This window comes from Candidatus Saccharimonadales bacterium (assembly GCA_036388415.1).
Taxonomy (GTDB): Bacteria; Patescibacteriota; Saccharimonadia; order Saccharimonadales; family UBA4665; genus UBA4665.
Genome location: DASVRW010000002.1, coordinates 1 through 16,065 on the forward strand (window position 1 = coordinate 1; position 16,065 = coordinate 16,065).

A 16,065-nucleotide genomic window follows, 5' to 3' on the forward strand; every position below is an offset into this window, starting at 1 on the left:
ATCTCTACGTCACCATGAATATTGGTGGTACCACCCAAACAGCTACTCCGTCTTACGACGGTGAAATGAATCCTCGGCTCAGCCTCACCGCTGTGCCGTATGCCTTCCAGGCAGGACAGTTGGCGCAGTTTAATGGTACGACCAACTTTACGAGCAACCTGACTCTCGCTGCACCAACTGGTGGCAACCAGACCTTTGTGGTGCAGGACCAGGGAGCGGCGGGGACGTATAATTTGTTGACACAGACGCAGGCAAATAGCAATTATCTACAGTTTGCGCCAGCAACTGTCCAGGCTGATGCCAGTACGCGGACAACAATAAATATTAATAAAACGTCATTCGCCCCAATTATAGAATTTTCATATCAGTCAGTTGCTGTATGGAGTGTCGATGCCTTTGGGCGGACAACAATCCGGCCGAGTACCGATAATGGTACTGCGTTTCGGGTATCGTCTCGGACAACCAATATAGATGTCCTGAGTGTCGACACCACTACGGAGCAGGTGCAAGTCAGAAACCTGGTGAGTACTTCGGGTATAACAACCGGTGGTGCGCTGGTGTTTACTGGCACGAGTGGTACTTCTAACTTTGTTACACCGCTTGGCGGCACGGTGCAGACAAAGATTAATATACCGTTACAAAATCCGGGCAATTTCGGCCAGCTTCTCGCTCTCGGCGTGCCAAGCACAGCTAGTGCGACGGCGCGCGTTATTAATGTATTCGACGCCAGGGCTGCTGGCCATCAGCCAAGTATAGCTGTCACGAGTCCTGACCAAAACCAAATTTTCGGACTCAGCTATGATGGCTCAAATACCACAGGTTACCTGATGAATAGTGCCGCCAGCATTCGACTGCAAGCAGGTGCAAGCAATATACTGACTGCAACCAGAGATTCTTCAACCCTAGGTACTGTTACAATCGGTGTAGGCGGTACCAATGCAGGCCGTCTGGAACTGGCTAATGCAACGAATAGCTTTGGCGTGTATCTGCAAGCCGGCGTTACCGCTGCCAGCTACGCACTGCAACTACCAACTGCCATTGGCGGCGCCGGCCAGTGTCTGACCATAGCATCTGTTGCCAGTACGACGGCGCAGCTCGGCTATTCTACATGTAATACAGCACCCGGCGTCTCACTACAAGCCAGTACGCCCGGTACTGCCGACACCGGCAATTTCAACATCTCTGGCAGAGGCATTGCCGCTACGCTACAGGGAACCACTAGTGTGCAGACATCACTGCTTGATACGGTCGGTGCCACTACTCTAAATATAGGTACAACTAATGCAACGCAGATTAATCTTGGTTCAGCTGTAATAAATACGAGCGTACTAGGTAACCTAGGTGTGGGTACAACAGCGACAAACCGCTTTAACGTCAACACTCCAACCACTGCCGTAACCGGTGCAGACGCAGTTATTACCGCCAGTTCGGCTACTAATGTCGGTCTTGTGATTCAGACTGCACCCAGCGCCACCAGTAACGCCTTCCAAGTTCGAAGTTCGGCTGGCGGTGTGCAGGCAGGTATAACTGGCAGTGGTCGCATATTTGCTGCCAGCACCGCACCAGTCGGTAATGCCGTATTGTCTGCATCAACCGGGTCGGCATCTAACTCGGGCATCGGCATTCTAGGTTCAGCGGGTCAAACTGCTAACCTAATTGACCTTAAAGATGTCAATAGCAACGTGAACGCTTCATTTGGACCTCTCGGAAATCAGCTTACTCTCGGCCGGATTGCTGCGAGCGGCACCGTAACACAAGGTCAGATCGTCCTGTCGGACGGCACGACCAGTAATTTTGGGATAACTTTACAGTCGGCCGCGCTGACTGCCAGCCGAACGATCATTTTGCCAAATGAAAGCGGCACAATACTGACTGACACGAGCGGTGTAAAATTGCAGGGATTTACCCCAGGGACTGCTCAATCAGGTAGCCTCAATATCTCTGGTACGGCGATTGCGGGAACACTACAGGCCGGAACGACTACCAACGGCGTGAGCTTGTCGGCCACTGGTGTTGTCCTGACAGGTACGGCTCGGAATGCGCAGACAATTTTACTTACGGCTGAATATGCCGGTGCCGTACTAGATGCATCGGGGACAAATAACACTGGCTCAATGACAAGCGGTTTCAATATGACGAACCGCATGAATTACTACAAATGGACTACGGCTCAGACTGGTGCGTCGCAGAGTTATGATGTCGTCACGCAAGTGCCAATACCATCAGACTTTAGTGCCTGGTCGGGCGGTGGGGAACCGTCGATATCTGTCAGCACGTATACGACAAATACGACTAACAGCAAACTGAGCATTGGAGTTCTTGACACGACCGGTGCCGCCACGAGCTGTGTTGCCGATGGCGGCACACCGACATTTATCACACCTGGTTCGACATCAACATGGACTACAATGACACCGTCGTGCGGGACTGGCGGTACGTATACGGCGGGCGGATACATAACGCTCCGCGTGCGCATGACTGCCCAGAGCGGCAGCGTGGCGCAGGTCGGTAATATCACGCTGAATTATCTTAGTAAGTATTAGTCACGCGTCAAGCACTGGGCGGAATCTGCATGGACGCGGCTGTACTACATCCGTCAAAGAGTTTATGCTAAAATATAGATACATCAGAAACTATACATACAGATGAATACAAACTCGCACGCACGGAAAGTTACAAGGGTACTACAATCCGCTGGCCGCCACGCCGGCTATATCGGTCATGGCCGCTTGATACGACTCGGCATGGCGTCGCTAATACTTGTGACCGCCTTGGCTCCGGCGGTTATCGAAATACAAACGCAGCGCTCGTATCTGCTCGATGCCGCTACTAGGAAGCTAGTCGGTACTACCAATCCAAATTTAGCTGATAAAATCTCCTACGACGCCCAAAACGGCCGGTGGCAATTCAACAAATCTGCCATCCCAGCTGATACTGGCACGAATCCTGCTTCTAATGTACCGGCTCCGGCGGCAGCTGCACTACAGGCGCAGATGGGCGGGGGAGGCAGTAAAGATACGAGCTTGTACGCTGTCAATATGCCTGTCGACGGCAAAAAAGGAATTGAATATTACGACGCCAACACTGATCTGTCATTTGGCCTGGTTCCGCAGTTCGCAGTCGGCCAGGGCATAGAGCGAAACGGGCAACTGATCTACGCCATGCCAGATGGCATGAAAATTGTTTATAGTGCCAAGAACAATGGCATGAAGGAAGATATTGTATTGTCGCACAATATCGGCAACGATGTGCAGTTTGCATACAACATGGATTTGCCGGAAACGCTGGAAGCAAAGCTGGAGGCGGATGGTTCGATAGGCGTATACTCGGCTGACCCTGTGCTGTTTACCAACATTACCTTCGGCAGTGACGACGATCAAGCGAAGGTGGAACACGCCCGCAAAGTAGCCGCCAAAGACCATATGCTGTTTAATGTACCGGCTCCAGTTATTGTGCAGAGCGGTGACCGTACGCATGCTGCCAGCGCAAGATTTGAGCTCGACGGGGAAATACTGCACATCCGGGCAAGCGGTATGGACACACTGACATATCCTGTCAGCATAGATCCGACGGTGGTCGTGACCAGCTCCTCGGATTTTACGGCTGGCAATAACGAGGGCAATGTCAGCTACCCTGCAGGACAAATTAGTCGTGGCACTCTATCGGGCGGTACGCTCGCGGCCTGGCCGGGCAGTCCGACGAGCTACTATACGACGCCAAGAGACGGTAATAACGTTATCGCCTACAACGGCTATATGTATAATCTTACAGGCTACAGTAGTACGTATCTAAATGATGTCAGGTATGCAGCCATTAACACAAACGGTACTGTTAGTGCAACTTGGAGCGCTGCGACAGACGTACTGACGGCGCGCAGATACGGTAATGCCGTGACGTATAACGGCTATATGTACCTCTTGGGAGGCCGGACGGCCAGCGGTGTTACGAATGCAGTCGAGTATGCCAAGATCAATAGTGACGGCACGCTCGGTACCTGGGCGGCCACTACGAGTTTTGCGACTGGCCGTGAGTTTGCCAGTGCAGATGTCTATAACGGCTATATATACATCAGTGGTGGAAACGACGGTACGAATGCTATGAGCGACGTGCAGTACGCCCCGCTCAATGCCGATGGTACCGTTGGAACATGGGCAGCAACTACGCCATTGCCTAGTGCGCGACATACCCTCACGACTAGCATGTATAACGGCTATATGTATCTCGTCGGAGGAATGACGGACAGTACTACTGGTACGGCGACAACCTATTATGCCCGCGTTAATACCAATGGCACACTTGATGCTTGGGCGGCGACCAGCAGTCTGCCAGCTGTTACCTTTAGAAACGGCATTATTGTCAGTGGAGGCTACATCTATACTTTTGGCGGTACATTTGCCCATACTAATACCGTTTACTATGCGCCGCTACTGGCAAATGGCGCAATTGGCAAATGGCAAACGACTAGTAGCTTTCTGACGGGACGACGTGAATCGGCTGCCGTTGCCTATAATGGCTACGTATATATTGTCGGTGGTATTCATCCTGCAACTGATCAGGCCTGTACGAACGCCGGCGTCAACACCACATATTGTTCGGACATACAATATACGTCAGCCAATGCCTCTGGTGTGCTCGGAAGCTTCAGTAATACTACCGTTCTGCCTACTACACTGACCCGGCTCGGAGGGACTGTATATAATGGCTATATATATGCAGTCGGCGGCGCCACGGCCGCTAACTTCGGAAGTTCAACGACGCTTGTTCGGTATGCGCCATTAAATGCCGATGGCAGTATCGGCACGTGGACGGTGCAGGGCACGAATAATCTGCCGGTAGCTACTCGCGATGTGACGCTGGTGGCCTACCGGGGAATAATGTATCAAGCGGATCCTGGCGTAAACTACATGCGCTACGCGCCAATAAACAGTAATGGTAGTCTGGGAGGGTTTGTCAACGGCGTGCAGTACAAACCTCCGGGTCCAAACCGGTTTTTTGCCGCATACGCGGCTTACAACGGCTATATGTACATGTCTGGCGGCTACGATAATACCGCTAGCTTAATCGAATACAAAGATGTGCAATATGCCAGGATCCAATCGGAAACCAATGGTTCGCTGGTGGAATGGCTGACGCTCGGCGACTTCAAAAATATAGGAATGCGGGCCCATCAAATGGTTGCAATTGGCGGCTATATGTATATCATGGGGGGCATAAATGAGATTGATGGCGCAGAAAGACTTGTCTACTTTGCCGCTATCAACGCTGACGGTACGCTAGGCACCTGGAATCTGACCACATCCATGTTAATAGACCGGTTTTACTATACTGCCGGTACATATAACGGCTATATATATGCAATTGGCGGCTCAACCGCTATTGGTCAAGCGCTCACGACCGAATATGCCAAACTCAACAGTGACGGCACTATAGGGTCATGGACTAATACTAATAGTTTGATCGCAGCTCGCAATTATCATGGAGGTGGCATATACAATGGCTATGTCTATGCATTGGGAGGAACTAATTCTGGAGGCGCACAAATAAATACCACTGAGTACGCCTCACTCAATGCCGGCGGCTCCGGTATGATTGGTGCCTGGACGACGTCGCCAGCTAGTATTACCACGGCACGGTCCGGCCACGGTACAATCGCCTACAAAGGCTATCTCTACGTACTGGGCGGCAAGAACAGTTCTAATGTTGCGCTGAGCGACGTGCAGTATGCACCTATCAATGGCATGGGAGTTGTCGGCGCTTGGACAACACTCAGCGGGGCGTCGCTACCGGTGGCGCTGTACGGCGCCGGATTTGCTGTCCGTAACGGCTATATATATGCAGCGCAGGGAACGAGTACATTTGTTGGTGCTAATCCAAGCGCAGGTACAAATGCATCGTATTACGCCCGTGTCAACGCTGACGGTACGCTCGGCACCTGGCAGACGGGCACAGCCATGCTGGGAGATGATAATCCGGGCAATGGCCTGCATGACGGCAAACTGGCGGTATACAAATCATATCTCTACCATATCGGCGGTAGCTCTTGTACCGGTAACTGCCCGACCAGTCGCATCCAGTACGCCTCGATTGGTAGCGACGGCAGCATTGGCGCCTGGGCAGCGACAACTTCGCTGCCGGTCGCTACCGAGCAGATGCTAGCTTTTGCTGCCAATGGTTATCTCTATTCTATTGGAGGCTTGGACGCCGTCGGTACCGTGCTGTCGAGTAGCTCGTTTATCGCCATAAACAGCGATGGCACACTGGACGCTACATGGAAAACGGCGCCGAGGTTGCCACTGGGCCGGTACGGTACTATTGGCGGCGTATCCAACGGCTATGTCTATGTGTCTGGCGGTTATGTCGGCCTGCCGTCTTCGGCGCTTACCAATATGACGTATTACGCCGAATTATTGCCCTTTGGCTATATCGGCTCATGGCGCATTTCGCCGTCTGTATTTACGAACCCGCGCCAAAATGCCGGTGGTGCGCTGCACGAGGGCTACATGCATATGACAGGAGGCTCTAATGCGTCAACGCAGTATGCGAGCGTCGAGAGTACTCCATTGTCGTCATCCGCCCGTGTCGCTAAATATTCAAAAGTTATTGATCTCGGCGGGGATTATGCCTTGACGTCTCTATCGTACAACGGCTTGCTGGCGGATGGAGATGCCGCGGTGTCTGTGCGTACTGCCAATGGCAGCGGCGTGTTTGGATCGTCTCAATGGTTGTCAGATGTTGCCGCACAGGGCGCTTTGCCCGTTAACTGTATCAACAACGCTGCTGTGCGATACGTTATGGCAATATTTGATATGGATGACAGTCAGGTCAGCTCAGTGATAGATACGACAGTGGCCAACGTTACCGATTTTACGGTGACATACAATCAGACTCGTGCCAGCCCGGACATCAGGCTTCGCGGCGGTAAATTCTTCGCAACCGAGATTCAGCAGCCGCTTGATACTTGTAATCTATAGGCCGCAGACTGCATCCAAATGCGTAGCCATGAAATAGTCGAGATCGCAAAGCCTGCGGCCGCAGCCGATTCTAGATTGGCGCCAAAAATAGCTAATGGTATACTGTGAATTAAGCAGGGAACTATGACACCAAAAATAATCGCAGTTGCAAACCAAAAAGGCGGAGTGGGCAAAACAACCACCGCGGTTAATGTAGCCGCCTATCTGGCAGACAGCAAGCATCCGGTGCTGCTGGTAGATCTTGATCCACAGGGTAATGCCACCAGCGGCCTGGGGCTCGAAAAGGAAAGCACCGCGACGACCTACGAAGTGCTGCTCGGCTATGCAGAGCTGGCCGATGGTATCGCCGAAACGCACATAGACGGTCTGTATATCTTGCGGGCAAATCCAAATTTAGCCGCCGCCGAGCTGGAGCTGGGGCCACTCGAAAAGCGTGAATTCCGGCTGCAGCAAGCATTGCGTACGGCAGCATATGAATATATCGTTATTGATTGTCCACCGGCGCTTGGCCTGCTGACAATCAATGCCCTCACGGCCTCGACGCACGTATTTATACCAGTACAGACAGAGTATTATGCCCTCGAGGGCTTGGGGCAGTTGCTAGGTACAGTGCAACGAGTCCGCGAAGCAACGAATCCTCGGCTCGATCTGCTCGGTGTCGTCCTGACGATGTACGACAAGCGCACGTCGCTGTCGGAGCAAGTAAAGGCCGAGATCAAAACGCACTTTGGAGATAAACTTTTCGCAAGCGTCGTGCCGCGAAATATTCGGCTTGCAGAAGCGCCGAGCTTCGGGAAAACAATTTATGAACACGATAAATGGTCCAAGGGCGCACGGGCGTACAAACAGGTAGCAAAAGAAGTACAAAAACGAACAGGAGGAATTGGATAATGGCGCTTGGCAAAATGGGCAAAATGACCGGACTCGGCAAGGGCTTTGATTCGCTGCTGCCGCAGAACTTCGATACCAGTATATTGCTGACGGACGACGACCGCATACAAAAGGTTGCTATCGCCAAGGTCGTGCCAAATGCCAATCAGCCACGGACGCATTTCGATGATGAATTGTTGGCACAACTGGCTGATTCCATTAAACGCTACGGGATCCTACAGCCGCTCGTTGTTACACCGCTCGGTAGTGGTGAATACAGTATTATTGCCGGCGAACGCCGCTGGCGTGCTTCGCAACTAGCGGGTCTCGAGACGGTGCCGGTCATTGTTCGGACGACCAAAGAGCTCGAACAGCTCGAAATAGCCCTGATTGAGAATGTCCAGCGGGTTGATCTGTCGCCTATGGAGCAGGCGGTCTCTATCGAGCGGCTGCATCAGCAGTTCAACATGAATTATGACAAAATTGCCGAGCGCCTGGGCAAAGCGCCATCAACGATTAACAATACCGTCCGATTATTACAATTGCCGGCACCGGCCCGCGAAGCACTGCAGGACAAGCAGGTATCCGAAGGTCATGCCCGTGCTATTCTAGCGCTCAAGAAGCAGCCTGAGCTGCAGGCGGAACTTCTCCAGTTAATACTTGCAGAAGGCTGGTCAGTACGCCAGGCAGAGCGCTTTGTAACCAGTCACAAAGACGGCGTGAAGGACAAAAAATCAGTCAAAGCCCGAGTGGAAACAGAGACGCCGCAAACCAAACAGTTATCAAAATACATTGGTGCGCCCGTGGCGATACGGCGTACGGCGAAGGGCGGGCGGCTGGAAGTCAGTTTTGCGTCTGATGATGAGCTGGATCGACTCATTGAATTGCTTGAAAAACTTCGAAGCGAGTAAACGGCGAAAATTGAGAAAGCAGGAGTTTTTTGTTTGCCAGGACGTTCCTGCTAGATGCCTTAGGTTATACGCAGGGTAATTGGATTGCCGTTGTCTTCGTACACATTACCGGTCGTGGAAACATATTTGAAGCCGCTCGACAAGAAGGTAACTGTTGTATCGCCGCCAGATGCCTTATAGTACTGTCCGCGTCCGAATTTGTTGTTGGTAATAGAACCGATCGTGTTGCCAATTACGTCGCCCTTGGAAGCCATATTAAGCGTACCGCCGCCGCCGTCGCACCAGTTGGAGTCGAATATCAGGTTCGTTACCGGCCCGACGTTTTGGGTCACCTGCAGGACTGCGTTTGCGGTCACCGATGGATGGTAAACGTTGTAGCCACCTTGGGCATTTCTGTTGGTCGACGTATACTGGGTATCTCCAACCGTCGTCGAGAAGAAGCCCTGGAAGTTATTCCAGCGAATATCAGTGTTTGAGTTGCCTTGCAACTGAACACAGTCGTTATGTGTCTTTGATACGGGTGTATCACTGGCGTGATTTGGATCGGGAGAGTAATACGTCAGATCGTGCACGTAGTTAGCGTACAGCTTCACATTATTTGGAGCGCTTCGACTTGCAATGTTATAGATCCCGAATCCGTCGACGGTGTGGTAGACATTATTGCGCTGCGCCGTGTAGTCGTGACCGATCATACCATTCCACCAGACGGATGGATGGTCGGGTACCAGCAGGCAATCCTCGACGATGCAGTTCACGACTGCCGCATTGTTGCAGTCGACTAGCGCGCTGTTGTTGGCCAGCGTCGCATTGCCGCGTACCCGGCATTTGCGTATGGTTATATTTGCCGCTCGGATGACAATGCGGGCTGGTATGTCGAAGCCGCTGATGGTCACTCCGGCAGTTGCTAGCGTCAGTGTGCCGTTCACAATGGCTCCGAACTGGCCGCCGTAGGGTGTTAGTGTTATGCCGTATGGAGCATAGCCGGTCGTCGCAGATGACGGCTTGTAGCTCCCAGGTGTGGCTGGAACATAATGAGTAGTAGTAGTGTCCTGCCCGAATTTGATGGCTTTGTCGCCTGATGCTGCCGTATCAGAGACCACCGTTGCGCCATTTGTGGGTGTTCCGGTGTCCGGCTCGGTACTGACGAATGGGGTAGCTGCATAGGATGAAAGCTCGCGGAGTAGTCCGGTAACACCGAATAGCGATACGCATGCTAGCCCAATAACTCCCAAAAATTCTTTGCGGGTTAGCTCTTTATCAAGTAGTCGTTGTAACTTTTTATTCATACCACTTATGATTAACCTATTAGTATATGCTAACACATTATGTAGCTGGCATACAGCTTAAAATATTAACAAGCCTTATGTTTTGACAATTATTGCACAGCGGCCATAATTCAGTATCGTACAAACATTTTCTGTCCCCAGATCGGCCTGATTTAAAACTTTTGAATCTCACTGAGAGGCAGCAGCCGCAGCGCTAATTTGCCGACGATCTGGTGGGCTTCAATCGGACCGAAGGTACGGGAGTCGAGCGAATCGGGACGGTTGTCACCGCAGACAAACAGCTGATCTTTGGCTAGAGTAACATCGAGATTATGGGTATCATTCGACTCGTCGATAACTGAGCCATAGCTCATGGTTTTGTCAGGTTGGAAACCTTCAGGATGTTCGCGGTTATAAACAGTTAGAACGCTATTAGCAAGTACAACTCGTTCGCCTGGCAGGGCGATGACTCGTTTGATGAGTTGCTTGTCATTTTCCTGCCCAAACTGAGCCAAGCCGCTTTCGACAAAGATGATAACGTCACCGCGGTTGGGAATCCAGCTCTTATGTGTGACTCGGGCCACAGTACGGGGTACTTTCCAGACTATCAGGCGGTCATTGTTCATAAGCGTCGTCTCCATGCTTGGGCCTTCGACTTCATATGATTGAAACACCCAGGCGATGAGCCCGAAGGCAACCGCCAGCGCGGCCAGCAGTACGCCAATGGTTGAAATAATCTCTCGGACTGTTTCGTGCCGCGACGGTGGAGATACGTATGGCTCTGGTGCCCCGCCTGAAGTTGGTGCGGGCGAGTACGGAGCGCTACCCGGCATACTATTTGACGAGCCTGGACTCGGTGAGTCTGGAAATTGCGGGCCAGGGATATTATCAGGATTTTGTTGTGGATTCATTCGTGCTCACTATAGCGTATTTTGACCGATGATGCACATGTTTTATCCTGTCTGTACCTTGTATATAGTGAGAAAATTGCTTCAATACTACAATTTAGAAGCAATTAAGCTGACTAAAAAATGTATGCAATAATTTAACTAACTGATGTAAAATGTGACCAAATAATCATAAGAAGGTTTACGGTCATTAGCATTAACGCTATACTGATTTGGACTGAGTTATGGATATACAACGAACACGCACCCGACCACCTGAGCAAAGCAAAGCAATCGATGGATTCTTTGTAAATACAAATCACACAAGGCGTGGTCACACAGCCGCACCGCGGGCTGCCGTCCGCACACCACATACCGGTACGACGAATGCCGGGCAGCGCCGGATCAATGATTTTGGACGGGCAGACGGATTTCATGCCGCACCGCGCCGCTCAGCCGGGAATATGTTCTCTCCAGCACCAACAACATCGCCAAAGACACAAGCGGCTGCTATGCCGTCGACTGAACCAACTCCCAAGCGCGCTAGCATAGGTCGGCGCAGTCGTTCCAAATCCCGGACGCAGCCCGTCAGTAAGTTTCGCCGAAGTTTGAAATGGGCTGTTCGTGGCACGGCAGTTGGTCTCGTGGTCCTGCTGGCGGTCGGCGGGTTATTGTTTGGCAAAGGATATTTCAAACTCAAAAAGGTATTTGACGGCACTGGCAGTGCAGCTGCGCTGCAGGCTGAAGTTGATCCCTCCTTGCTAAAGGGCGAAGGCGACGGCCGGATCAATGTGTTAATGATGGGCATTGGCGGCTCGGATCACAGCGGTGGCGACCTAACGGATACCATCATGGTTGCCAGTATTGACCCGGTCAATAATCAGGCGATTTTACTCAGTATACCGCGTGATCTGTGGACCAAAATGCCAAATAACTTTATCTCGAATTATCAAAAGATCAATGCAGCTTACGAGAGCGGTAAATACAAATATCTCGGCAAGCAGGACAGCACAAATAGCAACAAAAAGGCGATTGAAGCCGGGTTCCAGGGTGCTGACAGCGTAGTCGAACGGGTGACGGGCGTACCGATTCACTATAATGTCCTGGTTGACTTCAAAGCGTTCCGTCAAGCCATCGATACAGTCGGCGGCGTCACCATCAATGCGCCGGAACAACTGTATGACCCAAGTATGGCTTGGGAAAATAACCGCAGCCCGGTGCTCGCGAAGCTCGGTATCAATAATTTTGACGGCAAGCAAGCGCTGAATTACGTTCGCTCGCGCGAAACCAGCTCTGACTTTGCCCGGTCGGAACGCCAGCGCGCAGTGCTAATGGCGCTCAAGGACAAAGTATTGAACAAAGGGACGCTGACTAATCCCGTCAAGCTGTCGCAGCTGATGAGTGCATTTGGTGATAATGTTCAGACCGATATCAGTCTAAACGACATGACACGTATGGCGACGCTGGCTAAGAAAATTCCGAACAATCAGATTCAGTCTGTTGGTTTGGCGGACCCGCCCAATAATTTCCTGACAACTGGTACTATCAACGGTTTGTCGGTTGTCCAGCCACGCGCCGGACTGGAAGACTATTCCAAGATTCAAGCCTTTGTCCGCTCAAAGCTCAAAGACGGCTATATCACCAAAGAAAATGCCAATGTCACTGTACTGAACGGCACCGTTGTGCCAGGTTTGGCGACAGAGAAGGGCGACGAGCTCAAATCCTATGGCTACAATGTCGGTACCGTCGACAATGCGCCGACACCTGATTACGACAAGACGACAATCATCGACTTTACGAACGGTGCCAAAAAGTACACGCTCGGCTATTTGAAGACCCGCTACCACGTCCAGACAGTATCCAAACAGCTTCCGGCCGGAATAGTGCGCGGAAACGCAGATATTGTTATAATACTAGGACAGGATGCGTCCACTATTACACAAAATTAAACCAGCAGCAGGCGTCGCGCCTCTCTTGCACGTCGCTTTTCGTATAGCATTGCCGATAGCGGTCTTCGTGCTGTCGTCGCTCAGCATTGGAATTTGGTTGCCGCTGCTCGTCATATTCCTCAGTAAATGGCGTATATTTGCCGTCCGGCCAAGGTTTTGGCTCGCCAATCTGCGGGCTAATGCTGTCGACATCATGGTTGGCATCGCCATTGTCGTAGCCATGGCGCAGACAGACAGCCTGAGTATACGGCTGATTTGGGCTGTTGTGTACGGTGTTTGGCTGCTATTTATCAAACCCAAGTCTGGCACGTTGCCAGTATCGATCCAATCGGCGATTGGCCAACTAGCAGGGCTGATGGCACTGTTTATAGCCTGGCCAGAAGGCCCGCTGCTCGGCCTAGTGCTGGCAACCGGCCTGATCTGCTACCTAGCTGCCCGGCACTTTTTTGACAGTTATAGTGAGCCGTATGCCAAAATGCTGTCCTATCTGTGGGGATATTTCGGTGCGGCTCTCATGTGGGTGCTCGGGCATCTGCTGGTGGTTTATCCGGGCCGCGACGGCCCGATTGCCCAGCCGACGCTGTTTTTGTCTATTATTGGCTATACACTGGGCGCTACGTACTATCTCGAACACTACGACAAATTATCACTGACAATACGGCGTGAGCTGATATTTGTATGCGCCGGTGCGATGATCATATTGCTCGCCTCACTGTTTTACGAGGGTCTGCACCTCATTTCTTAAATCGAAGAAACCGTAGCATGCGGGCAGGGCTACCGATATTCAAATAGCATGCAGGCCACGGCAAGAGTTCAGGTATTTTTCATTAAATATGATTATAATGGTATCTATCGTTACGTATATGCTTCACGGCATACGTCTCAATACTTATGTAAAACATGGTCAAATTAATGGGAGGAATCTGTATGGCTGAGGTGCCAACCACATCAACGAACGACGACAATAAAAATGCTGGCTCGGCTAATCCTGAGACTGTAGAGACAGCTGCGACGCACGCGGCCGCTATGGATGCGACACCACCATCGACGAATCCTTCGACCGTATCGTCACGCCGCAGCTCGGGTGCACCGAGGAGTGATCGATCGCCAGATAGTCTGCGGCGCTTCAAATTCCTTCTCACCGCGCTCGTCCTGATAGTCAGTCTAGCGACTGGTTTTCTCGGAGGTTGGCTCGGTGCATCCGGCCGGCAAGACACTGCCATGCTGAATGGGACAACAGCCAGTCAGCGCAATCTGGCGGCAAGTGAAAGCCAGCTTATATCATCCATCGCCAAGACAGTCGGCCCAAGCGTAGTGTCTGTCAATGTCGTTAGCACGACATCAGCCGGTCCAACAGATTTCTTTGGATTTTCCGCACCGCCGCGGAGCCAGGAAGCCGCTGGCACCGGTATTATCATATCTTCTGACGGACTTATCATTACCAACCGGCACGTGGTACCGGCTGGGCTGACAAGCGTTAGCGTGACGCTGTCTGACGGCACTGAGTTCGAAGATGTCAAAGTTGTCGGCCGCACTGGTGAGAGCGACAGTCTGGACATAGCCTTCCTGAAAATCTCCGACACCAAAGGCCAAAAGCTTGTCCCGGCCGAAATTGGTGATTCCGGCAAGGTCCAAGTCGGCGATATTGTCGTCGCTATTGGCAATGCGCTTGGCCAGTTCAATAACACCGTAACCTCTGGAATTATCTCCGGCTTCGGCAGGTCAGTCCAAGCTGGCGACGAATCTGGTTCATCCGTTGAAAATCTGAATGATCTATTCCAGACCGATGCAGCCATCAATCAGGGCAATTCCGGCGGCCCGCTCGTCAATAGCAGCGGTCAGGTCATCGGTATTAATACCGCAGTATCGGGGCAGGGCCAAAACATCGGCTTCGCCATACCGATCAATGATGTGAATGGTCTGATCAAGCAGGTGCTCAAGAATGGAACCTTCGAACGGTCATATCTAGGCGTCCGCTATATCCCACTGACACCGGGTGCCGCCAGAGAACTCGACCTTGATGTCACCAGCGGGGCTTATATCGCACCGGCCGAGGAAGGCGGCCAGCCGTCAATCATTGAGGGCAGTCCAGCTGACAAAGCTGGACTAAAGGAAAAGGACATCATAACCGCTGTCGATGGAACGAAGCTTGATCAAAGCCGCAATCTGACGTCACTGGTTGGTCGCAAAGCGGTCGGTGAAACCACTAAGCTGACCGTAATCCGTGACGGTAAGACGATTTCTGTCAATGTAACGGTCGGCGCAGCTCCGCAGAGTTAGGCTACGTGCGTTCTTCAGTTGGCTGCAAACACTTGAATAAAGTCATCAGTCATACTGACATCATACCCGTATCGCGCTGCCAAAACTGACAGCGCCGCATGTTGGGCGGGCAGCGACTCAGTGATAATGTGGTTTGGCTGCCATTCGCGCTGCTGTAGCTGTTTGAACAATGCACGGTAGTGATCCAGACCGTCGCTGCCCCCAAAGATAGCCAGCTTTGGTTCTCGCGTTGCTGCCTGATTGATATGAAACGTGTCAGGTACGTAGGGCAGGTTGCAGAGCAAAACTACTGGATCAGGCCGCTGATTATCAAGTGGTGCAAGCAAATCGCCCGTCAAAAATGTTATCTCAGCCTGCATACGGTCGGCATTTTGCTGGGCAAGCCTTACGCAGGCCGGGTCGATATCAATTGCCGTTACGTCAGACATTGGCAGCTCCAGCTTGGCGGTGATGGCCAGTGCGCCGGAACCAGTGCCAACATCAATAATCGAGACAGGATTTACCGGTAGACTGCAGCCAGTGTAGGCGGCAGCATACAGCTTTTTGAGCACTTCTATGATAGTTTCAGACTCTGGGCGCGGTTCGAGCGCATTTTTATTAACTTCAAAATCTCGACCGTAAAACTCGGTTTTACCCCTGATGTAGGCTAGTGGTTCGTGCCCGCAGCGCCGCTTAATTTGTTCGTCGAGTACAGCAATGTGTTCAGCTGTCAGCTCAGTTTCTGGATAAGCCAGTATTGTTGCTCGGTCTGCACTCAGGCAGTCTTCGAGTAGTACTAGGGCATCCAACCGGGCCGTTTCAATACCAGCGGCACGCAGGCTCGCAGTTGTCGATTTGAGCCAGGCATCTGTCGTCATTATCATAATTTTACCATTTAGAGATGGTCCGGTTTAGTTTACTAGTTAAATCGCTAAGACTATTGTGCAGCTCGT

At 51.8% G+C, this 16,065-nt stretch carries 10 protein-coding genes; 7 read left to right on the top strand and 3 right to left on the bottom strand.

Annotated features, from left to right (window positions below):
- The 4 genes from VF575_00175 to VF575_00190 form a co-directional block, all read left to right on the top strand.
- Window positions 1–2,543, top strand: a 2,543-nt coding sequence (locus tag VF575_00175; GenBank protein HEX8181998.1) for a hypothetical protein, incomplete at its 5' end; no start/stop codon positions are given.
- Between the two features lie 102 nt (window positions 2,544–2,645).
- Entirely contained in the window at window positions 2,646–6,971 is a 4,326-nt protein-coding gene (locus VF575_00180; protein ID HEX8181999.1) for a hypothetical protein, read from the top strand.
- 123 nt (window positions 6,972–7,094) lie between these two features.
- Window positions 7,095–7,862, top strand: coding sequence for a ParA family protein (locus VF575_00185; protein ID HEX8182000.1), 768 nt, complete (start codon window positions 7,095–7,097; stop codon window positions 7,860–7,862).
- Entirely contained in the window at window positions 7,862–8,752 is an 891-nt protein-coding gene (locus VF575_00190; GenBank protein ID HEX8182001.1) for a ParB/RepB/Spo0J family partition protein, read from the top strand. The genes VF575_00185 and VF575_00190 overlap by 1 nt, the downstream gene beginning before the upstream one ends.
- A 59-nt stretch (window positions 8,753–8,811) precedes the next feature.
- On the opposite strand, the gene VF575_00195 is transcribed toward VF575_00190, so the two are convergent.
- Both VF575_00195 and lepB read right to left on the bottom strand, forming a co-directional pair.
- Entirely contained in the window at window positions 8,812–10,038 is a 1,227-nt protein-coding gene (locus VF575_00195; protein ID HEX8182002.1) for a hypothetical protein, read from the bottom strand.
- 152 nt (window positions 10,039–10,190) lie between these two features.
- On the bottom strand, window positions 10,191–10,928 hold the full coding sequence (lepB, locus tag VF575_00200) for a signal peptidase I (protein HEX8182003.1): 738 nt from the start codon (window positions 10,926–10,928) through the stop codon (window positions 10,191–10,193).
- A gap of 221 nt (window positions 10,929–11,149) precedes the next feature.
- On the opposite strand from lepB, the gene VF575_00205 reads away from it, so the two are divergent.
- The 3 genes from VF575_00205 (at window position 11,150) to VF575_00215 (ending at window position 15,133) form a co-directional block, all read left to right on the top strand.
- Complete coding sequence (locus VF575_00205) at window positions 11,150–12,853, top strand: LCP family protein (GenBank protein ID HEX8182004.1); 1,704 nt, start codon at window positions 11,150–11,152, stop codon at window positions 12,851–12,853.
- A complete protein-coding gene (locus tag VF575_00210) occupies window positions 12,828–13,598 on the top strand; it encodes a hypothetical protein (GenBank protein HEX8182005.1) in 771 nt (256 codons plus the stop codon). Before VF575_00205 ends, VF575_00210 begins: the two co-directional genes overlap by 26 nt.
- Window positions 13,599–13,780: 182 nt before the next feature.
- Window positions 13,781–15,133, top strand: a complete 1,353-nt coding sequence (locus VF575_00215; GenBank protein HEX8182006.1) for a trypsin-like peptidase domain-containing protein — start codon at window positions 13,781–13,783, stop codon at window positions 15,131–15,133.
- Between the two features lie 14 nt (window positions 15,134–15,147).
- Here the strand turns inward: VF575_00215 and VF575_00220 are convergent, their stop codons facing one another.
- Complete coding sequence (locus tag VF575_00220) at window positions 15,148–15,990, bottom strand: HemK/PrmC family methyltransferase (protein ID HEX8182007.1); 843 nt, start codon at window positions 15,988–15,990, stop codon at window positions 15,148–15,150.
- Between the last annotated feature and the right edge of the window lie 75 nt (window positions 15,991–16,065).

Bases quoted from the DNA above. Each gene is read 5' to 3' on its own strand.
- lepB (HEX8182003.1), bottom strand. From the start codon at position 10,928: ATGAATCCACAACAAAATCCTGATAATATCCCTGGCCCGCAATTTCCA.
- VF575_00210 (HEX8182005.1), top strand. From the start codon at position 12,828: ATGCGTCCACTATTACACAAAATTAAACCAGCAGCAGGCGTCGCGCCT.
- VF575_00185 (HEX8182000.1), top strand. From the start codon at position 7,095: ATGACACCAAAAATAATCGCAGTTGCAAACCAAAAAGGCGGAGTGGGC.
- VF575_00180 (HEX8181999.1), top strand. From the start codon at position 2,646: ATGAATACAAACTCGCACGCACGGAAAGTTACAAGGGTACTACAATCC.
- VF575_00215 (HEX8182006.1), top strand. From the start codon at position 13,781: ATGGCTGAGGTGCCAACCACATCAACGAACGACGACAATAAAAATGCT.
- VF575_00195 (HEX8182002.1), bottom strand. From the start codon at position 10,038: ATGAATAAAAAGTTACAACGACTACTTGATAAAGAGCTAACCCGCAAA.
- VF575_00205 (HEX8182004.1), top strand. From the start codon at position 11,150: ATGGATATACAACGAACACGCACCCGACCACCTGAGCAAAGCAAAGCA.
- VF575_00190 (HEX8182001.1), top strand. From the start codon at position 7,862: ATGGCGCTTGGCAAAATGGGCAAAATGACCGGACTCGGCAAGGGCTTT.
- VF575_00220 (HEX8182007.1), bottom strand. From the start codon at position 15,990: ATGACGACAGATGCCTGGCTCAAATCGACAACTGCGAGCCTGCGTGCC.